General features: G+C 70.3%; 14 protein-coding genes and 1 riboswitch. Of the genes, 8 read left to right on the forward strand and 6 right to left on the reverse strand.

Annotation, left to right across the window (positions count from 1 at the left end; translation table 11 throughout):
- Nucleotides 1-315 precede the first annotated feature (315 nt).
- On the forward strand, nucleotides 316-1041 hold the full coding sequence (locus ACIRFH_RS06705) for an IclR family transcriptional regulator (RefSeq protein WP_403517777.1): 726 nt from the start codon (nucleotides 316-318) through the stop codon (nucleotides 1039-1041).
- A 99-nt stretch (nucleotides 1042-1140) separates the two neighbouring features.
- On the forward strand, nucleotides 1141-1578 hold the full coding sequence (locus ACIRFH_RS06710; protein WP_189230211.1) for an SsgA family sporulation/cell division regulator: 438 nt from the start codon (nucleotides 1141-1143) through the stop codon (nucleotides 1576-1578).
- A gap of 110 nt (nucleotides 1579-1688) precedes the next feature.
- On the opposite strand, the gene ACIRFH_RS06715 is transcribed toward ACIRFH_RS06710, so the two are convergent.
- Complete coding sequence (locus tag ACIRFH_RS06715) at nucleotides 1689-3215, reverse strand: YibE/F family protein (RefSeq protein ID WP_403517559.1); 1527 nt, start codon at nucleotides 3213-3215, stop codon at nucleotides 1689-1691.
- Between the two features lie 71 nt (nucleotides 3216-3286).
- A riboswitch (TPP riboswitch) is annotated at nucleotides 3287-3476 on the forward strand.
- Here ACIRFH_RS06715 and thiC point away from each other — a divergent pair.
- Nucleotides 3469-5280 carry a phosphomethylpyrimidine synthase ThiC gene (gene thiC / locus ACIRFH_RS06720; RefSeq protein ID WP_403517561.1) on the forward strand — a complete coding sequence of 604 codons (1812 nt, stop codon included), beginning with the start codon at nucleotides 3469-3471 and terminating at the stop codon, nucleotides 5278-5280. It overlaps the preceding riboswitch by 8 nt.
- A 139-nt stretch (nucleotides 5281-5419) precedes the next feature.
- Nucleotides 5420-6853, forward strand: coding sequence for a VWA domain-containing protein (locus ACIRFH_RS06725; RefSeq protein WP_403517563.1), 1434 nt, complete (start codon nucleotides 5420-5422; stop codon nucleotides 6851-6853).
- 21 nt (nucleotides 6854-6874) lie between these two features.
- Here ACIRFH_RS06725 and ACIRFH_RS06730 read toward each other — a convergent pair whose 3' ends face one another.
- The 3 genes from ACIRFH_RS06730 to ACIRFH_RS06740 all read right to left on the reverse strand — a co-directional run bounded on the left by ACIRFH_RS06730 (nucleotide 6875) and on the right by ACIRFH_RS06740 (nucleotide 10376).
- Nucleotides 6875-7726, reverse strand: a complete 852-nt coding sequence (locus ACIRFH_RS06730; protein ID WP_403517564.1) for a hypothetical protein — start codon at nucleotides 7724-7726, stop codon at nucleotides 6875-6877.
- 181 nt (nucleotides 7727-7907) lie between these two features.
- On the reverse strand, nucleotides 7908-9014 hold the full coding sequence (locus tag ACIRFH_RS06735) for a metallophosphoesterase (RefSeq protein WP_403517566.1): 1107 nt from the start codon (nucleotides 9012-9014) through the stop codon (nucleotides 7908-7910).
- A gap of 249 nt (nucleotides 9015-9263) precedes the next feature.
- Nucleotides 9264-10376, reverse strand: coding sequence for a LacI family DNA-binding transcriptional regulator (locus ACIRFH_RS06740; protein ID WP_403517568.1), 1113 nt, complete (start codon nucleotides 10374-10376; stop codon nucleotides 9264-9266).
- Between the two features lie 401 nt (nucleotides 10377-10777).
- Here ACIRFH_RS06740 and hisC point away from each other — a divergent pair, with 401 nt between their 5' ends.
- A complete protein-coding gene (hisC, locus tag ACIRFH_RS06745; protein ID WP_403517570.1) occupies nucleotides 10778-11857 on the forward strand; it encodes a histidinol-phosphate transaminase in 1080 nt (359 codons plus the stop codon).
- An 18-nt stretch (nucleotides 11858-11875) separates the two neighbouring features.
- On the opposite strand, the gene ACIRFH_RS06750 is transcribed toward hisC, so the two are convergent.
- The gene (locus tag ACIRFH_RS06750) at nucleotides 11876-12280 is read right to left on the reverse strand and encodes a cyclophilin-like fold protein (protein WP_403517572.1); all 405 of its coding nucleotides are present in this window, start codon (nucleotides 12278-12280) and stop codon (nucleotides 11876-11878) included.
- Nucleotides 12281-12480: 200 nt separating this feature from the next.
- Here ACIRFH_RS06750 and ACIRFH_RS06755 point away from each other — a divergent pair, with 200 nt between their 5' ends.
- The 3 genes from ACIRFH_RS06755 to cydD are packed head-to-tail and all read left to right on the forward strand — an operon-like array spanning nucleotide 12481 to nucleotide 18542.
- On the forward strand, nucleotides 12481-13986 hold the full coding sequence (locus ACIRFH_RS06755; RefSeq protein ID WP_403517574.1) for a cytochrome ubiquinol oxidase subunit I: 1506 nt from the start codon (nucleotides 12481-12483) through the stop codon (nucleotides 13984-13986).
- Between the two features lie 20 nt (nucleotides 13987-14006).
- Nucleotides 14007-15011 carry a cytochrome d ubiquinol oxidase subunit II gene (gene cydB, locus ACIRFH_RS06760; protein ID WP_403517576.1) on the forward strand — a complete coding sequence of 335 codons (1005 nt, stop codon included), beginning with the start codon at nucleotides 14007-14009 and terminating at the stop codon, nucleotides 15009-15011.
- A 21-nt stretch (nucleotides 15012-15032) separates the two neighbouring features.
- Nucleotides 15033-18542, forward strand: coding sequence for a thiol reductant ABC exporter subunit CydD (gene cydD / locus ACIRFH_RS06765; RefSeq protein ID WP_403517578.1), 3510 nt, complete (start codon nucleotides 15033-15035; stop codon nucleotides 18540-18542).
- 395 nt (nucleotides 18543-18937) lie between these two features.
- On the opposite strand, the gene ACIRFH_RS06770 is transcribed toward cydD, so the two are convergent.
- Nucleotides 18938-19825, reverse strand: coding sequence for a Cof-type HAD-IIB family hydrolase (locus tag ACIRFH_RS06770; protein ID WP_403517579.1), 888 nt, complete (start codon nucleotides 19823-19825; stop codon nucleotides 18938-18940).
- Between the last annotated feature and the right edge of the window lie 80 nt (nucleotides 19826-19905).

The raw sequence follows: 19905 nt of genomic DNA on the forward strand, positions 1-19905 counted from the left end.
ACCGGTGGCGGTAACAGGAATCACCGGTTCCCTCGCGCGAGGGAAGTTTCCCGAACGGACCGTCGGCATGCGGTGACCGACGGTTAGAGTCCGGAACTCCACGCGGGGGCGACCCCGCGAGCGGCGTACACCCCACCCGTGTTTCCCCGCACGGGCTGCCCCTCGCATTCCCGGGAGTGACCCTTGGCCACGGCTGACACCGCCTTCGTACCGCCGCACGCACTGCCCGTGCAGCCGCAGGCGACCCCCCGGCGGCCCCCCATCCCTGCCGCGCCGCCGGCCGCGGACCCGCCCGCGGTGACCCTCATCGGCTCGGTGCAGCGCGCGATGCGCCTTCTGGAGTGCGTCGCGGAGCATCCGTACGGAGCTCCCGCCAAACAGTTGGCCCGGGAGGCGAGGCTGGCGCTGCCCACGGCGTACCACCTGCTGCGCACTCTCGTGCACGAGGGATACCTGCGTCGTGACAAGGGCCTGTTCTTCCTCGGGGAGGCGGCCGAGCGGCTGAGCAGCAGCGGGGCCGAGCAGAAACGTCGCAGCACGGTCGTCGACGCGCTGGCGCGCTGGCGCGACGCGATCGGGGCCCCCGTCTACTACGCCGTGTACCGCGACGGCGAGATCGAGGTCATGTGTGTCTCCGACACCCCGGGCAACCCCGCGGTGGAGGAGTGGGCGGACTTCCGTGAGACCGGGCACGCGCACGCCATCGGGCAGTGCCTGCTGTCGCAGTTGGACGAGGGTGCCCGCCGCGATCACCTCGACCGCTACCCGGTGAGTCCCGTGACGCGGTACACGGTGCGCGACGAGAACAGTCTGATGAAGCGACTGGAGCGTATGCATCGGATGGCGCCGGTGACCGAGCGCCAGGAGTACGCCCTGGGAACGGTCTGCGCGGCGATCCCGATCACCGCCGGCACCGCGGCCGCGACGATGGCCCTCTCCCTGCCCGCCCATCAGGCCGACCGGCTGCTGCCCGCCGCGCAGCGACTGCAGCACGAAATGGGACGGCTTCTGGGGTCACTCACGATCTCTATCAGTATCTGAAAACTCACTCCTTGTGATCTGGTGTGTACGTTCAGCAAGATGCCATCAGTGTAAGAGGTTTGATTCCCGGCCAGTCGACGGCGAATGACGGGGTAGGCGATGGGTGAGTCCGTACAGGCAGAGGTCATGATGAGCTTTCTCGTGTCCGAGGAGCTCTCTTTCCGCATTCCGGTGGAGCTGCGTTACCAGACGTGTGATCCCTATGCGGTGCGGCTGACCTTCCATCTGCCTGGCGATGCCCCGGTGACCTGGGCCTTCGGCCGGGAGTTGCTGGTCGACGGGGTGGGCACGCCGTGCGGCGACGGCGACGTGCGCATCGCGCCCGTCGATCCCGGGCCACTGGCCGAGGTGCTGATCCGCCTTCAGGTCGGCAGCGACCAGGCGCTGTTCCGATCCTCGGCGGCGCCGCTCGTGGCGTTCCTCGACCGGACCGACAAGCTGGTGCCGCTGGGGCAGGAAGGCGCCCTCGCGGACTTCGACGCGCACCTCGACGAGGCGCTGGACCGCATCCTGGCGGAGGAGCAGAGCGCGGGCTGAACCGAGACGACGGTCGTGGGCGGTGACATGACACCGTCGCCAGGGCGCCCACTTTGCAGGAACGCTTCTTCAGAGGCGCACGGCGCCAGGAGCGTTCCCGCCCGGGCGATTCAGCGCTTGCGGCGACGGCCCCGTCCCCCGCGTACCGGAGCCGGTCCGGTACCCGACGCCGCCCCGGCACTCTGCGTGGTCGTCCGCCCCGTCGGACGGTCGGCCGAGACGACCAGGGCCGCGAGGGCGGTGGTGACCGGGACGGACGCCACCAGGCCGATCGAGCCCACCAGCGTGCGCACGATCTCCTCCGCGACCAACTCGCTGTTGGCGACCGTTCCCACGCTGCTCTGTGCGATCGAGAACAGCAGCAGCAGCGGCAGCGCGGCGCCCGCGTACGCGAGGACGAGCGTGTTGACGACGGAGGCGATGTGGTCGCGGCCGATGCGGATGCCGGCTCGGTACAGGCCGCGCCAGCCCATCGTCGGATTGGCCTCGTGCAACTCCCATACCGCGGAGGTCTGGGTGACCGTCACGTCGTCGAGGACACCGAGCGAACCGATGATGACGCCGGCGAGCAGCAGGCCGCTCATGTCGATCGACGGATACAGCCCGTGGATCAGGCCGGTGTTGTCGTCGGTGTTGCCGGTGAGGGCGGCCCAGCCGATGAACAGCGATCCCAGGACACCGATCAGCAGCAGCGAGACCAGGGTTCCGAGCACCGCCACAGAGGTCCGCGCCGACAGTCCGTGGCACAGGTACAGCGCGATCAGCATGATGGCGCTGGAACCGATCACCGCCACGAGCAGGGGGTTCGAGCCCTGAAGGATGGCGGGCAGGATGAAGAAGTTCAGCAGCAGGAAGCTGATGGCCAGCGAGACCAGGGCCATGAGACCACGCAGCCGGCCGACGACCACGACGGCCAGCGCGAAGATGCCGGCGAGCAGGGCCATCGGGAAACCGCGGTCGATGTCGGTCACCGAGTACTGCAGGTCCTTCGGCGCGGAGGGTTCGTAGGCGACCACCACCTTCTGGCCCTCGTGCAACTGACGTGTCTGGTCCGGCTGCACGATCTCGTTGAAGGTACGGCCCTTGTCCTTGCCGGTGTCGACGCGGATCGTCGCCCGCTTGCAGTCGCCGTTCGCCTGCTGCACCGCGGAGGAGCCCTCCGCGGTGGAGGTGTCGCCGGTCGGGGGGACGCCCGAGGCGTTGACGGACTTGCAGCTCAGCCTCTCCACCTCGGTGACCGTGGCCTGCTGCGTCTGCCGGTCGAAGCCGACACCGGTGCGCTCGTGCGGCGGCGCACCACCCGGCCAGAGCACGGCGAGCCCGACCACCACCGCTGCGGCGAACGGGATGAGGACCGCTGCGATGACCTTGCGCAGATGCCGCGAGACAGGCGCCGCCGGCCCGTGACCGTGACCGTGCCCGTGACCGTGCGAGTGACCGTCTCCACCACTGCCACCGCGCCCGCCGCTGCCGGTGTGCTCACCGTCGGCGCCGTACCCGTGACCCGCTTCATCTCTGCTGCCCGCACCGTACGAGCCGTCGAGGACGTGGCCTTCCGCAGGCCCGTCGTCGGCTGGGGCGCCCGGGCCGCGGCGAGGTTCGTGCGGCGGATAGGGAGGGTGCTGGGTCGTGGTCACCGACCGATCATCGCAAGAACGAAAGGGGCCCTCTGTTCACCGCGCCCGAATTGACGCTAGCGTGGGGGCACCTTTGTACACGCGGGAGCTCGGAGCACCGGGCTGAGAGGGCGCTGACCTCCGTCCCAGCGATGTTTCACGGGAAACATGACCGAAGCCGAGTGATGTTGCCCACGAGACGTCGTCCGACGGAAGCCGCTGCGTCGACCGCTGAACCTGTTACCGGGTAATGCCGGCGTAGGGAGTAGGTCTCATGACCATCAAGGACGCACGCACGCCTGCCTCCACCCACACCTCCGCTGAGGCGGAGGCCGCGGAGGCCGGGAAGTCCATCGGCTGGCACAAGGCGTACGTCGAGGGCTCGCGCCCCGACCTGCGGGTGCCGGTTCGACAGGTGCACCTCACCAACGGACAGTCGGTCACGCTCTACGACACATCGGGCCCGTACACCGATCCGCTCGTCGCCACCGACGTCCGCAGGGGGCTGCCGCCGCTGCGGGAGAACTGGATCATCGGCCGCGGCGACACGGAGGAGTACGCGGGCCGCCCCGTCCGCCCCGAGGACGACGGGATCAAGCACACCTCACCGCGCGGAGGCCTGCGCAATCTGGACGCCGTCTTCCCCGGGCGTCCGCGCCAGCCGCGCCGGGGACGGGACGGGGCGGCGGTGACGCAGCTCGCGTATGCGCGCCGGGGCGAGATCACGCCCGAGATGGAGTACGTGGCCATCCGGGAGAACGTCTCGCCGGAGGTGGTCCGCGAGGAGATCGCCGCCGGCCGTGCCGTACTGCCGGCCAACGTCAATCACCCGGAGATCGAGCCGATGATCATCGGCAAGCGGTTCCTGGTGAAGGTGAACGCCAACATCGGCAACTCGGCGGTGACGTCCTCCATCGAGGAGGAGGTCGAGAAGATGACCTGGGCGACCCGCTGGGGCGCCGACACGGTCATGGACCTGTCCACGGGCCGCAACATCCACACCACCCGCGAGTGGGTGCTGCGCAACTCCCCCGTTCCCATCGGCACCGTGCCGCTCTACCAGGCCCTGGAGAAGGTCGACGGCAGGGCCGAGGAACTGACCTGGGAGATCTACAAGGACACGGTGATCGAGCAGGCCGAGCAGGGCGTCGACTACATGACGGTCCACGCGGGCGTGCGGCTGGCCTACGTACCGCTCACCGCGAACCGCAAGACCGGCATCGTCTCGCGCGGCGGCTCGATCATGGCGGCCTGGTGCCTGGCGCACCACAAGGAGTCGTTCCTGTACGAGAACTTCGAGGAGCTCTGCGAGATCCTCGCCGCCTACGACGTCACGTACTCCCTCGGCGACGGCCTCAGGCCCGGCTCGATCGCGGACGCCAACGACGAGGCCCAGTTCGCCGAACTGCGCACGCTCGGGGAACTCAACCGGATCGCGAAGCGTTTCCACGTACAGACCATGATCGAAGGCCCGGGACATGTCCCGATGCACAAGATCAAGGAGAACATCGACCTTCAGCAGGAGATCTGCGATGAAGCCCCGTTCTATACGCTCGGCCCGCTGACGACGGACGTCGCACCGGCGTACGACCACATCACCTCCGGCATCGGTGCCGCGATGATTGCCTGGTGGGGCACGGCCATGCTCTGCTACGTCACGCCCAAGGAGCACCTGGGCCTGCCCAACCGCGACGACGTCAAGACCGGCGTCATCACCTACAAGATCGCCGCCCATGCCGCCGACCTCGCCAAGGGTCACCCGGGTGCGCAGGAGTGGGACGACGCGCTGTCGGACGCACGTTTCGAGTTCCGGTGGGAGGACCAGTTCAACCTGGCACTCGACCCGGACACGGCGCGGGAGTTCCACGACGAGACGCTGCCGGCCGAGCCCGCCAAGACGGCCCACTTCTGCTCGATGTGCGGGCCGAAGTTCTGCTCGATGAAGATCAGCCAGAGCATCAACGAGCGGTTCGGCGGTACGGCCGCCGAGGGAGCGTCACCCGAGGAGATCGCCGAGGGCATGCTGCAGAAGTCGAAGGAGTTCGCCGCCGGCGGGAACCGGGTGTACCTCCCGCTGGCCGACTGAATCCCGCCCTCGGCCTCACGCCGGGCGATTCCCCCGAGGGGATCGTCCGGCGTCGCGGGGTGCCGGGGCTGCCTCGCCACGGCCTGACGGAGACGGGGCCCCTCTCCCCCGGAGGGCCCCGCCTCGGCAGACTGGGCCCATGGCAGCCACATCCCTGAGCAAGGGTGCCAATCTCGCCGTCGACTCACCCGCGGTGCGTGTTGCGCTCAGTTGGTCCGCCGGGCCGGGTGTGCCCGAGGTCGATGCCTCGGCGCTGCTGCTCACCTCGGCCGGACGCGTACGGGACGACGGCGACTTCGTCTTCTACAACCAGCCCCGGCACGCGTCCGGCGCGGTGCGGCACCTGGGGAAGGAGAACGGTTCCGGGACCGCTTCCGGTGTCACGACCGACACCGTCGAGGTGGACCTGCTCGCGCTGGAAGCCGGCGTCGAGCGCATCGTCCTGTGCGCCTCGTCCGACGGCGGGACGTTCGGCCGGGTGCCGGGCCTGACGCTGCGGCTGCTGGACGCGGTCACCCGGGCCGAGCTGGCCCGCTTCGACATGGTGGCCGGCACCGAGACCGCGCTGGTCGGCGGCGAACTGTACCTGCGTCAGGGGAAGTGGAAGTTCCGGGCGGTAGGGCAGGGCTACGCCACCGGACTCGTCGGCCTGGCAACCGACTTCGGCATCACGGTCGACGACGCTCCGGCCGCCGTGGCCCCCTCCACCCCGGTGCCTCCCGCGCCGCCCGCCCGGCCCGTCGCTCCGGCGCCGACAAGCCCCTCCGCGCCACCCGCACCGACGGCCCCGCCGCCGACGGCACCCGGCACCCGGTTCACCAAGGGCGAGGAGCGCCTCCCCCTCGACATGCGCAAGCGGTTGTCCCTGCGCAAGGAACAGGTCGCGGTCAGCCTGAGCAAGCACGGCGCCACCGGTGTCACCGCGCGCGTCGTCCTGGTCCTCGACGCCTCCGGGTCCATGTCCTTCCTCTACTCCAAGGGCGTGGTGGCCGACGTGGTGGAGCGCATGGCCGCCGTCGCCGCACAGCTCGACGACGACGGCGCGATGCAGGCCTGGACCTTCGCCTCGAACCCGGCCCGGCTGCCCGACCTGCGGCTGGGCGAACTCCCCGAGTGGCTGCGGCTGCACGTGCGGGTGGGGGAGGTGGGGCTCTTCCGCCGGGGAAGGAAGAAGGGACTGCACGACGAACAGGTCGGCATGCGGGCGGTCGGCATCCAGAACGAGGAGCAGAAGGTGATCGCCGAGGTCCGGGCCTTCGTCCGGGACAACCCGGCGCAGGCACCGACCCTGGTGCTGTTCTTCTCGGACGGTGGCGTCTACCGCAACAACGAGATCGAGCGGGAACTGCGGGAGGCGGTGGAGGAGCCGGTCTTCTGGCAGTTCGTGGGTCTCGGCCGGTCCGATTACGGAGTGCTCGAGCGGTTCGACACCCTGCCCGGCCGCCGCGTGGACAACGTCGGCTTCTTCGCCGTCGACGACATCGGCACCGTTCCCGACCAGGAGCTGTACGACCGCCTGCTGTCCGAGTTCCCGTCCTGGGTCACCGCCGCCGGCCGGGCGGGCATTCTCTGAGGTGCCCGCCCCGGCCGACGGTTACTCCGGTCGGTGTTCCGGGCCGCCGAAGTCCGGACTGCTGTAGTCCGGGCTCGAGTAGCTCGGGCGCGGGCCCTCCCGGCCGTCGTCGGGGCTCGTGAACCCCGGACGGTCGTAGCCGAGGTGAGGCATCCGGCTCGCCGGCGCCGCCGGTTCCGTGCGGTGCAGCGCGACCGCCGCGTTCGGATCGGTGAGCGCCTCCCGCAGGAACGGCAGGATGCCGCGCTCGAGCAGGGCGTCGTGCCAGGCCTCCCTGGCCCGGGCCACCTCCCCGTCGAGTTCGCCGTAGCGGCCGGACTCGGCGGAGGGCCGGTTGCGCAGCGCGGTGAGCAGCAGTCCCGCCCCCGCGACGAGGATGGCGACGGCGGTCACTCCGCCGAACACCCACCCCGTGGTGAGCATGGTCCGCGCGAACGCCTGCCCCGGGTCGATCATCCTCAGGACGTAACCGACGAGCAGGAAGATCGCGGCGGAGGTGCCGGCCAGGACGGGTGCCAGGACGGCGACGACCGCGCCCGCGCCCGCGCCGGTGGCCTCCCCCAGGGTGGCGGCGAGACCCACCGCGCCCTGCTCGTCGGAGCCGGGATCACGCGTGGTCGGCGAGGAGGACGGTGCCGGACGACGCAGTTCCTCGCGGACCTTCACGTAGTGCTGGTACTCCGTGGTGGCTGCCGCCGTGATCAGGGCGGTGGCGTTGAGTGCCATGGTGCGCAGTTGTTCGGCGTTGAGCCGCTGTCCGACAGCGGCCAGTTCCGGGCGGTGTGGGGCAGAGCGCAGCGCCTCGTCGAGGAGCCGCTCGTACTCCTGGCGGTCCTCGTTCGACAGGTACTGCGGAACGCTGTTCATGTGCATCCCCCGATGCTCCGTAGGGCTTGGGGCTCGCATGCCAACGAGCCGTCGGGCAGAAACGGAGGGGAGCCTGCTACGGATAAGCCGATGGTAGAGCGGTGACGGCGCGCGGTGACAGGGGGTTTCCAGAAATTGGGTGCCGGCCTGTAGGGCCGCCGCAGGGAAAGAGCGGCCCGGTGAACGGTCAGGACTCCAGCGGGAGTTGCTGGACCAGCAGCTTTCCGGCCATGGTCACGCCGCCGTCCATCGCGATGGCCAGCCCGTCCGCGTAGACGTGGGGACCCTCGACCGCGGTGCGGGTGTCGTCCTCGCCGTCCTCGGAGCCGACCTCGCCCAGGAGGTAGGGGATGGGGCTGTGCCCGTGGACGATGCGGGTGCCGCCGTACGTGTCCAGCAGCGAGCGCACCGCGTCGGCGCCGCCCTCGTCGCGGAAGGAGAAGCGCTTGGTGAACTTGCGGAACAGGTCCCACACCTCTTCCGCGACATTGCGCGTGAGCGTCTCGCGGACGGTGTCGTTGACCTCCTCGATGGAACTGCCGTAGTCGAGGTAGGTGGTGGTGTCGGAGTGGACGAGGAGGTGCCCGTCGACCTCTTCGAGCGCGTCGAGGCGGGCCATCCACTGGAGGTGGTGGTCCTGGAGCCGGTCCATGTCGGTCTTCTGTCCGCCGTTCAGCAGCCAGGCGGCCTGGAAGGTGGCGGTGCCGGCGCCGGAGTTGACGGGGGTGTCGCCGAACCGTTTGGCACCGAGCAGCAGCAGCTCGTGGTTGCCCATCAGCGCCTTGCAGTAGCCGCCGGCCGCGGCGGCCTCGGCGGACAGCCGCATCACCAGGTCGATGACGCCGATGCCGTCCGGGCCGCGGTCGGTGAAGTCGCCGAGGAACCACAGGCGGGAAGTGCCCGCGCACCACTGGCCGGCGGCGTCGATGAGGCCCTTCTCCTGGAGGGCGGCCACCAGCTGGTCCAGGTAACCGTGCACGTCGCCGACGACGAACAGCGGCCCCTGGCCCGTGGCGGGCTGCGCCGCCGGGGTCGGCTCGGGGGCGACGGTCACCTGGACCGTGTCACCCCTACGGATGATGGGCAGATCGCGCTGAGTGGGTGTGTATCCCTCCGGAAAGGCCTCCTCGTACCCCTCCTCGGAGGGGGGAGGGGCCTCGCCCGCGTGTGTGCCGGGAATGGCGTACGGGGCGGCCTCGTGGACGTACGCGGGCACCCGGAAGTCGCGCACCGTCGCTGTCCGTTCCACCTCGGGTCCCTGACCGGCCCCCTGAGTCATCGACCCCTCCACCATTGCGCCGCATCTGCACCGCTTCGGACTGCCTGGTCGCAGCGGCCCGCGGTGTGTGGGCCCATCATAGGAATGCGGATCGCTCTGTGTGATGACCCAGGGGTGGTGAATCAGGGCAGGACTCCGGTTCGCCGCGGCTTTCGCCCCGATTGGTTCGGTATTGGCTCGTCCGTGACATCGGCGTGATCTTCACCGGTCGGAGCCCGGCCGACGGGTTGTCCTCCGGCCGGGCGTGTTCTACCGGTCCGGCCCCTACTCGTGGTCGGGTGACCGCGGCGGGCTGACCGTCGTCCGGGGCGGGCGGCGCTGCGACGACGTCCGCACGATCAGTTCCGTCGGTATCACCTGCTCGACCGTCTGCTCCGAGTCGAGTCCCTCGATGGCGTCGATGAGGAGCTGGATCACCGCTGTGCCGATGCGGCGTGGCTTCAGCGACAGGGTGGTGATGGGCGGCTCGGTGCTGGCGTACACCGTGGACTCGCTGCAGCAGACCAGCAGCAGGTCCTCCGGTACGCGCAGGCCGTAGCGGCGGGCGGCGGCGAGCAGGTCGGTGCCGTTCGGGTCGAACAGTCCGTACACGGCGTCGGGACGGTCGGGCCGGGCGAGCAGTCGGTCGGCGGCCACCGCACCCGCGCACGGATCGTGCGCCGGGTATGCCTCGTAGACCGGGTCCTGGCCGACACGCTCGCACCAGTGCAGGTAGGCGGTGGTCGACAGGTGGGTGTACGTGTCGGTCGTGGTGCCGGTGAGCAGGCCGATCCGGCGGGCGCCGGCGGCTGCCAGGTGGTCGAGGATGCCGAGTACGGCGGCCTCGTGGTCGTTGTCGACCCAGGCGGTCACGGGGAGCGCGCCGGCCGGGCGGCCATCGGAGACGACCGGTAAGCCCTGCCGGACCAGTTCGCTGACGACCGGGTCCTGGTCGGAGGGGTCGATGACGACCGTGCCGTCCAGTGCGACGTTGGACCACACGTCGTGGCGGGAGGTCGCCGGGAGGATGACGAGGGCGTAGCCGCGGGCGAGCGCGGCGGAGGTGGCGGCGCGCGCCATCTCGGCGAAGTACGCGAACTCGGTGAAGGTGAAAGGTTCATTCCCGTACGTCGTCACGGTCAGGCCGATGAGCCCCGACTTGCCGGTGCGGAGCGTACGGGCGGCGGCCGACGGCCGGTAACCCAGCCGGTCGGCGACCTCGCGGACATGGCGCCGGGTGGCATCCGGGAGTCGGCCCTTGCCGTTGAGGGCGTCGGAGACGGTCGTGATGGATACTCCGGCGGCGGCGGCCACGTCTCTGATGCCCGCTCGACCCGGCCGACTGCCTCGACGTGAGGTTTCCGCGCGGCTCACCTGGTGCTTCCCTGCTGCTGTCATGGCGAGCCGATAGTAGGGCGCATGTGGTGGGGTAGGGCGGACGCATATGCACGCATTGACAGGCACGTTTCTGCATGATCATCACTCCCTAAGTGCCTTAAGAAAGAAGGGAGTTGACGTTCTCTGCCCCGATATCTGTTGTATCGGGGAGCAGGAGCCTGCCGACTGGTCGAGGTTGCGAAGAGGTTTCAACTCACCTGCACGAGGGATGCGCGCCACGGCGCGAGCCACCGGCGCGTAGATATATGTCCAGCACGCCCCCCGAATCATGTGCCTTCGTGTGCTGATGCCCCTGTTGCGCGAGTGACGAAGGAGGCCCGGCCGCACCTATACGCAGTGACGCCGAATCCTCATAGGGTGAGAAGTATTCGATGCCGGTGGTGGTCACGAGGAGGACTGCGGTGAGCGAGACGAGCCCCAAGCTGCGCGCCGAGCTGGAGGGGATTCCCACCTACAAGCCGGGCAAGCCCGCCGCGGCGGACGGGCCGGTGGCCTACAAACTGTCCTCCAACGAGAACCCGTACCCGCCGCTGCCGGGTGTGATGGAGACGGTCACGGCCGCGGCCTCGTCCTTCAACCGGTACCCGGACATGGCCTGCACGGGCCTGATGAACGAGCTGGCGGAACGGTTCGCCGTCCCCGTCTCCCACCTGGCCACCGGCACCGGGTCGGTCGGTGTGGCGCAGCAGCTGCTCCAGGCGACCTCCGGCCCCGGCGACGAGGTGATCTACGCCTGGCGCTCCTTCGAGGCATACCCGATCATCACGCAGATCAGCGGTGCGACGTCCGTGAAGGTGCCGCTGACGCCGGGCGACGTGCACGATCTGGACGCCATGGCCGCCGCGATCACCGACCGGACGCGGCTGATCTTCGTCTGCAATCCCAACAACCCGACGGGCACGGTGGTGCGGCGGGCCGAGCTGGAGCGCTTCCTCGACCGGGTACCGAGTGGCGTGCTCGTGGTGCTCGATGAGGCCTACCGCGAGTTCATCCGCGACCCCGAGGTGCCGGACGGCGTCGAGATCTACCGGGAGCGGCCCAACGTCTGTGTGCTGCGGACCTTCTCCAAGGCGTACGGCCTCGCCGGCCTCCGGGTCGGCTTCGCTGTCGCCCATGAGCCGGTGGCCGCCGCGCTGCGCAAGACGGCCGTGCCCTTCGGTGTGAGCCAGATCGCCCAGGAGGCGGCGATCGCCTCGCTGCGGGCCGAGGACGAGCTGATCGGCAGGGTCGGCTCGTTGGTCTGTGAGCGCATCCGTGTGGTCGACGGCCTGCGCGCACAGGGCTGGACGGTTCCGGAGACCCAGGCCAACTTCGTGTGGCTGCGCCTGGGGGAGCGCACGGTCGCCTTCGCGGAGGCGTGCGAGCGGGCCGGTGTGGTCGTACGGCCGTTCCCGGGCGAGGGTGTGCGGGTGACGGTCGGGGAGAGCGAGGCGAACGACATCTTCCTGAAGGTGTCGGAAGCGTTCCGCAGGGAGTTCTGATCCGACGGACGGTGGGCGTCAGGCGTCCACCGTCTCCACCCGTACCGGGTCTCCGGCGCGCACCGTCGCCAGGTGGCGGGGGTCGCCGTCGAGGCGGCCGAGGACGTTGCACGGGCTCGCGAGGCGGCATTCGTCTCCTCGCGAGATCGGCGTGGGGCCGTACGGGAGAGCCAGTGCGTCGCCATCGGTCCAGAAGGCGACGGTGCCCGGCTCGACGACCTGTCGGGCGTCCGTTTCACGTGAAACCGACACACCTGTATCGAAGTACACCTCCTCGCCCCAGGTGCGGGCGGAGGCGGTCAGCGGCAGGGCCTTGAGGAGTGCCTGCGTGGTGGGGGTGTCCTCAAGGGTCGCGGTGAGGTGACCCGCGGGCCATGAGATGCGTATCCGTGCGTGCTGCTCCTGCGTGTCCGTCGTGTTCATGCCGCGGATTCAACAAGATGTTGAAGGTCTTGCCAAGGGGTTGACGTCACAGGGGACCCCCCTTCCGGTGTCGAAAAGCTGTAGGTCATAATTGCTTGTGAATGTGAACGCGTTCACAAGCGTGTCGGGTTGCTCCCAAGATGGATGGCACATACACGCACAAATTGCCTGAACCACGGCGATGCAAGGAGGCCGACGACGTGGACATGGCTTTGGCGCCGGAGACACTGGCGCGATGGCAGTTCGGCATCACGACCGTCTACCACTTCCTCTTCGTGCCGCTGACGATCTCGCTGGCCGCCCTCACGGCCGGACTGCAGACCGCCTGGGTTCGCACGGAGAAGGAGAAGTACCTCAGGGCGACGAAGTTCTGGGGCAAGCTCTTCCTGATCAACATCGCCATGGGTGTCGTCACCGGCATCGTGCAGGAGTTCCAGTTCGGCATGAACTGGTCCGACTACTCGCGGTTCGTCGGTGACGTCTTCGGCGCGCCGCTCGCGTTCGAGGCGTTGATCGCCTTCTTCTTCGAGTCGACCTTCATCGGCCTCTGGATCTTCGGCTGGGACAAGCTGCCCAAGAAGGTCCATCTGGCCTGCATCTGGATGGTCTCGATCGGCACACTGCTGTCGGCGTACTTCATCCTCGCCGCCAACTCCTGGATGCAGCACCCCGTCGGCTACCGGATCAACGAGGAGAAGGGCCGCGCCGAACTCACCGACTTCTGGCAGGTCCTCACTCAGAACACCGCGCTCAACCAGGTCTTCCACAGCTTCTCGGCGGCCTTCCTGACCGGTGGCGCCTTCATGGTGGGCATCGCCGCCTTCCACCTGATGCGCAAGAAGCACATCCCCGTGATGCGGACCTCGCTGCGGCTCGGTCTGGTCACCCTGGCCGTCGGCGGCCTGTTCACCGCCATCAGCGGCGACACCCTCGGCAAGGTCATGTACGAGCAGCAGCCGATGAAGATGGCCGCCGCCGAGGCCCTGTGGGACGGTGAGCAGCCGGCGCCCTTCTCCGTCTTCGCCTACGGCGACGTCGACAAGGGGCACAACAAGGTCGCCCTGGAGATACCCGGCCTGCTGTCCTTCCTGGCCCACAGCGACTTCGACTCGTACGTGCCCGGCATCAACGACACCAACAAGGCCGAACAGCAGAAGTTCGGGCCCGGTGACTACAAGCCCATCGTCCCCGTCGCCTACTGGGGCTTCCGGTGGATGATCGGCTTCGGCATGGCGTCCTTCTCGCTCGGTCTGCTGGGACTGTGGCTGACCCGCAAGAAGTTCATGCTGCCGGCGGCCTGGCGGACCGGTGACGACGAGGTGCCCCACCTGGTGCTGCTGAAGAAGCCCCTCGGATCGAAGTTCTCCCGGCTGTACTGGCTGCTGGCGGTCTGGACGATGGCCTTCCCGCTGATCGCCAACTCGTGGGGCTGGATCTTCACCGAGATGGGCCGTCAGCCCTGGGTCGTCTACGGCCTGTTCCAGACCCGCGACGCGGTCTCCCCCGGTGTCTCCACGGCCGAGGTCCTCACCTCGATGATCGCCTTCACCCTTCTCTACGCCGTCCTCGCCGTCATCGAGGTCAAGCTGCTGGTGAAGTACGTCAAGGCCGGTCCGCCCGAGCTCACCGAGGCCGACCTCAACCCGCCCACGAAGATCGGCGGCGACTCCCGTGACGCCGACAAGCCGATGGCCTTCTCGTACTAGGCCGAGGGAGCTGCACAGTCATGGAACTTCACGACGTCTGGTTCGTCCTCATCGCCGTCCTGTGGACCGGCTACTTCTTCCTGGAGGGCTTCGACTTCGGGGTCGGTGTGCTCACCCGGCTGCTCGCCCGCGACCGGGCCGAGAAGCGGGTGCTGATCAACACGATCGGCCCTGTCTGGGACGGCAACGAGGTGTGGCTGCTGACGGCCGGCGGTGCGACCTTCGCGGCCTTCCCCGAGTGGTACGCCACCCTCTTCTCCGGTTTCTACCTGCCCCTGCTGGTCATCCTGCTCTGCCTGATCGTCCGGGGCGTCGCCTTCGAGTACCGGGTGAAGCGGCCCGAGGAGCGCTGGCAGCGCAACTGGGAGACCGCGATCTTCTGGACCTCGTTGATCCCGGCGTTCCTGTGGGGCGTCGCCTTCGGCAACATCGTCCACGGTGTGAAGATCGACCGGGACCTGGAGTACGTCGGCACCGTAGGGGACCTGCTGAACCCGTACGCCCTCCTCGGCGGCCTGGTCACCCTGACCCTGTTCACCTTCCACGGGACGGTGTTCACCGCGCTCAAGACCGTCGGTGAGATCCGCGAACGGGCGCGGGCACTGGCGCTGCGGGTGGGTCTCGTCACCGCGGTACTGGCCCTCGCCTTCCTGCTGTGGACTCAGGCCGACAGGGGCGACGGCAAGAGCCTGGTCGCGCTGGTGGTGGCCGTCGCGTCCCTGGTCGTCGCGCTGGCGGCCAACCAGGCGGGGCGCGAGGGCTGGGCCTTCGCGCTGTCCGGAGTCACCATCGTGGCCGCCGTGGCGATGCTCTTCCTGACGCTCTTTCCGAACGTCATGCCGTCCACGCTCGACGCGGACTGGAGCCTGACCGTCACCAACGCCTCGTCCAGCCCGTACACCCTGAAGATCATGACCTGGCTGGCCGCGATCGCCACGCCGGTCGTCCTGCTCTACCAGGGGTGGACGTACTGGGTGTTCCGCAAGCGGATCGGCACCCAGCACATCGCCGAAGCCGCGCACTGAGTCCGGCAGGGTGTGTTTCACGTGAAACCGATCGATCCACGGCTGCTGCGGTACGCCCGCGCCACCCGGCTCTTCCTGGCGGCGGTCGTCGTCCTGGGCGCCGCCGGGGCCGGGTTGGTCGTCGCGCAGGCGATGCTCATCGCCGAAACGGTGGTGGGTGCCTTCCAGCACGGCATGACGGCCGCCGAACTCCGCACCCCTCTGCTGCTGCTGGTGGCCGTCGCCTGCGGCCGTGGCCTGGTCGGCTGGCTCACCGAACTGGCCGCGCACCGGGCGAGTGCGGCCGTGAAGTCGGAGCTGCGGGGCCGGTTGCTGGAGCGGGCGACCGCACTCGGCCCCGGCTGGCTGGGCGGGCAGCGCACCGGATCGCTCGTCGCCCTGGCCACCCGGGGCGTCGACGCCCTCGACGACTATTTCTCGCGCTACCTGCCCCAGTTGGGGCTCGCGGTGGTCGTGCCGGTGGCGGTGCTGGCACGGATCGTCACCGAGGACTGGCTCTCGGCGGCCATCATCGTCGCCACCCTGCCGCTCATCCCGGTCTTCATGATGCTGATCGGCTGGGCCACGCAGGCGCGGATGGACCGGCAGTGGCGGTTGCTGTCCCGGCTCTCCGGGCACTTCCTGGACGTGATCGCCGGGCTGCCGACGCTGAAGGTGTTCGGACGGGCCAAGGCGCAGGCCGAGTCGATCAGACGCATCACCGGCGAGTACCGGCAGGCGACCATGCGGACCCTGCGGATCGCCTTCCTGTCGTCCTTCGCCCTGGAACTGCTCGCCACGCTCTCGGTGGCGCTCGTCGCCGTGACCATCGGCATGCGGCTCGTCCACGGCGACATGGTCCTGTACGACGGCCTGGTCGTGCTCGTGCTCGCGCCCGAGGCCTATCTGCCGCTGCGGCAGGTGGGAGCGCAGTACCACGCGGCAGCCGAGGGGCTTGCCGCCGCCGAGGAGATCTTCTCGGTGCTGGAGACGCCCACACCCGCCTCGGGCAACGGTCCGGTGCCGGCGGACGGCGCGCTCTCCTTCGAGGGCGTGACCGTGCGCTACCCCGGGCGTGCCGCGGACGCGGTGTCGGATGTGGACCTCGTCGTCGAGCCCGGCGAGACGGTTGCGCTCGTCGGGCCGAGCGGAGCGGGCAAGTCGACGCTTCTCCATGCGCTGCTCGGCTTCGTCCGTCCGTCCCAGGGGCGGATCAGGATCGGCGGGGCCGACCTGACCGGCCTCGACCCGGCGCAGTGGCACGCCCGCGTCGCCTGGGTGCCGCAGCGTCCGCACCTGTTCGCGGGCACCGTCGCCGAGAACGTACGGCTGGCCCGTCCCGAGGCGGACGACGCGGCCGTGCGGCGGGCGCTGCGTGACGCCGGAGCGCTGGACTTCGTGGACGCGTTGCCGGAAGGAACGGGCACCATGCTCGGCGAGGACGGCACCGGGCTGTCCGCCGGGCAGCGACAGCGGCTCGCCCTGGCCCGGGCGTTCCTCGCGGACCGTCCGGTGCTGCTGCTCGACGAGCCGACGGCCGCTCTGGACGGGGCGACCGAGGCCGAGGTCGTGGCCGCCGTGCGCAGGCTCGCGGCCGGCCGGACCGTCCTGCTGGTGGTGCACCGTCCGGCCCTGCTGGAAGTGGCCCACCGCGTGGTGCGCCTCGACGAACCGGTTTCGGCGCCTGTGGACGGCGACTCCCGCAAGCCCGTGGTGGGCAGTCTGGCCGAGGAGGCGCCGGGAACCACTGCCCGGACTCCCGCCCACGGTCCGGGCACGCCGGAACCGGCGCCGGGGACTCCGGCCGGGATCCTCGCCCGAGTGCGCGCGATGTCCGCCGCCCGGCGCGGCCGGCTCGGACTCGCGCTGCTCCTCGGCAGCCTCGCCCTCGGCAGTGCCGTAGGACTCATGGCCACCTCGGGGTGGCTCATCTCGCGGGCCTCGCAGCAGCCGCCGGTGCTGTATCTGATGGTGGCCGTGACGGCGACGCGCGCCTTCGGGATCGGGAGGGCCGTGTTCCGCTACGCCGAGCGGCTCGTCTCGCACGACGCCGTACTGCGGATGCTGGCCGACACCCGGGTCGCCGTCTACCGGCGGTTGGAGCGGCTGGCGCCCGCCGGGCTGCGCCACAGCCGGCGGGGCGACCTGCTGTCCCGGCTCGTCGCCGACGTCGACGCGCTCCAGGACTACTGGCTGCGCTGGCTGCTGCCCGTCGGCACGGCGGTGGCCGTGTCCGCCGCATCGGTCGGCTTCACGGCCTGGCTCCTTCCGGAGGCCGGTGCCGTGCTCGCCGCCGGACTGCTCGCGGCCGGGGCCGGCGTCCCGCTGATCACCGGTGCCGTGGCACGGCGGGCCGAGCACCGGCTGGCCCCCGCTCGCGGCGCACTGGCCACCCGGGTGACCGATCTGCTCACCGGTACCGCCGAACTGACCGTCGCCGGTGCCCTGCCCGGGCGGGCCGCCGAGGCGCGACGGGCCGACGGCACGCTCACCCGGATCGCCTCGCGCGCGGCCACGGCCACCGCGCTGGGTGACGGCCTCGTCGCACTGATCTCCGGTCTGACCGTCGCGGGGGCCGCGCTCGTCGGCGTCCGGGCCGTGGCCGACGGCCGACTCGCCGGTGTGGCCGTGGCCGTCGTGGTCCTCACGCCGCTGGCCGCGTTCGAGGCGGTTCTCGGACTGCCCCTGGCCGCGCAGTACCGCCAGCGCGTGCGCAGGAGTGCCGAGCGGGTGTACGAGGTGCTCGACGCGCCCGAGCCCGTACGTGAACCGGAGCGGCCTCGGCAGGCGCCCGCGTCACCGTTCCCGGTCGTCCTCGAGGGTCTGGCCGCGCGCCACCCCGGGCAGGGCCGGGACGCCCTCGCGGGGCTCGATCTGACGTTGGCGGAGGGCCGCCGCGTCGCCGTGGTCGGGCCGTCCGGCTCCGGCAAGACGACGCTGGCCCAGGTGCTGCTGCGGTTCCTCGACCCCGACGCGGGCGCCTACACACTGGCCGAAACGGACGCCGGTGCCCTGGCAGGCGACGACGTACGGCGGCTGGTCGGGCTGTGCGCGCAGGACGCGCATCTCTTCGACAGCTCCGTGCGCGAGAACCTGCTCCTGGCCGGGAAGGACGCCACGGAGTCCGAGCTGCGCGCCGCGTTGGCGCGGGCCCGCCTGCTGGACTGGGCCGACAGCCTGCCCGACGGCCTGGACACGCTGGTCGGCGAACACGGAGCCCGGTTGTCCGGCGGGCAGCGGCAGCGGCTGGCCCTGGCCCGGGCGCTGCTCGCCGACTTCCCCGTTCTCGTGCTCGACGAGCCGGCCGAACACCTCGACCTGCCGACCGCCGACGCGCTCACCGCCGATCTGCTGGCCGCGACCGAGGGTCGTACGACCCTGCTCATCACGCACCGGCTGGCGGGGCTGGACGCGGTGGACGAGGTGGTCGTCCTGGACGAGGGGCGGGTCGTGCAACGCGGCCCGTACGCGGAGCTGGCAGCGGTGGAGGGACCGCTGCGGACGATGGTCGAGCGGGAGGCGGCGTCGGAGCTGCCGACGGGAGCCCGGTGACCGCGGACGCTGGACGGGCACCGGCCTGAACCGAAAGGTGGCCAGGGGGCGCAGGATTCACAGCAATTGCGACTTTCCCTGAAAACCGCCTGATCGGGCTCGGTCCATGCCCGCAGCGCCGCCTCCCGGCCGCCCCGCGGCGGAGTCCCGGCCGAACTCCCGGCGCGGGTGCCGAAGCCGCTGAAGGCGATGCGGCCGGTCGGCGCCGGGCTGGAGCCGCATTCCACGCCGAACCGGATCTGCGGGACCGCGGCCGACCTCGCGGACGCGCGGTACGCGGCCGTCGGCATCGTCGCCGGGGAACGGCGACGGCATCGCCGACTTCGTCCACCACGGCATCGACGAGGCGACCCCTCAGGCCGGGCCGGTACGTGACCCGGCCCCGGATCCGTTCGTCACGGGATCTCCGCCAGGATGCGCTCGATCACGACGGCCACCCCGTCGTCGTTGTTGGCGACCGTCCGTCCCGACGCGGCGGCGATCACGTCCGGGTGCGCGTTGCCCATCGCGTAGGACCGCCCCGCCCAGGTGAGCATCTCGACGTCGTTCGGCATGTCACCGAAGGCGACGACCTCCTCGTGCGAGATGCCGCGTTCGGCGCAGCACAGGGCCAGCGTGCTGGCCTTGGAGACCTCCGGACCGCTGATCTCCAGCAGGGCGCTGGGACTGGACCGGGTGACGTTGGCGCGGTCACCGATGGCGATGCGGGCCAGCGCGAGGAAGGCATCCGGCTCCAGATCGGGGTGGAAGGCCAGGATCTTGAGGACCGGCTCGGCCGCGGCGGATCCGTCCGGTGCCAGCAGTTCCTCGGCGGGCGCGAGGGTGTCGGGCACCTCGATGTGCATCCGCGGGTACGCCGGCTCCTGGTGGAAGCCGTACGTCTGCTCCACCGCGTACACCGTGCCGGGGGCCGCGTCGCGCAGCAGCCGTACGGTGTCCAGGGCGTTCCGGCGGGCCAGTTCGCGGACCTTCACGAAGCGGTGGGCACCGGGCCCGCCGTGCAGGTCGACCACGGCCGCGCCGTTGCCGCAGATGGCGAGGCCGTGCCCGTGGACGTGCCCACTGACGACGTCCATCCAGCGAGCGGGGCGGCCGGTGACGAAGAAGACCTCGATCCCCGCCTTCTCGGCGGCCGCCAGGGCGGCGACCGTGCGCGGGGAGACCGACTTGTCGTCGCGCAGCAGCGTGCCGTCCAGGTCGGTGGCGATCAGTCGCGGGCGCACGGCGGCGGCCGGGGTCTCGGGCTGTCGGGTCGCTGAGGTCACCCGGCCATTGTCACGCATATGCCCGCACGTCCGTGCGAGAGTCCGCACATGTGTGAGCTACGGCTCTCATCAGGGCCGTCCTCCTCCCGGCAGGCGCA

The sequence above is a fragment of the Streptomyces sp. NPDC093586 genome (assembly GCF_044764905.1).
GTDB lineage: Bacteria > Actinomycetota > Actinomycetes > Streptomycetales > Streptomycetaceae > Streptomyces.

Excerpts from the sequence above, each read along its gene's own strand:
- ACIRFH_RS06710 (WP_189230211.1), top strand. The coding sequence starts at position 1,141 with ATGGGTGAGTCCGTACAGGCAGAGGTCATGATGAGCTTTCTCGTGTCC.
- thiC (WP_403517561.1), top strand. The coding sequence starts at position 3,469 with ATGACCATCAAGGACGCACGCACGCCTGCCTCCACCCACACCTCCGCT.
- ACIRFH_RS06725 (WP_403517563.1), top strand. The coding sequence starts at position 5,420 with ATGGCAGCCACATCCCTGAGCAAGGGTGCCAATCTCGCCGTCGACTCA.
- ACIRFH_RS06730 (WP_403517564.1), bottom strand. The coding sequence starts at position 7,726 with ATGCACATGAACAGCGTTCCGCAGTACCTGTCGAACGAGGACCGCCAG.
- ACIRFH_RS06735 (WP_403517566.1), bottom strand. The coding sequence starts at position 9,014 with ATGGTGGAGGGGTCGATGACTCAGGGGGCCGGTCAGGGACCCGAGGTG.
- ACIRFH_RS06740 (WP_403517568.1), bottom strand. The coding sequence starts at position 10,376 with ATGACAGCAGCAGGGAAGCACCAGGTGAGCCGCGCGGAAACCTCACGT.
- ACIRFH_RS06750 (WP_403517572.1), bottom strand. The coding sequence starts at position 12,280 with ATGAACACGACGGACACGCAGGAGCAGCACGCACGGATACGCATCTCA.
- cydB (WP_403517576.1), top strand. The coding sequence starts at position 14,007 with ATGGAACTTCACGACGTCTGGTTCGTCCTCATCGCCGTCCTGTGGACC.
- ACIRFH_RS06770 (WP_403517579.1), bottom strand. The coding sequence starts at position 19,825 with ATGCGTGACAATGGCCGGGTGACCTCAGCGACCCGACAGCCCGAGACC.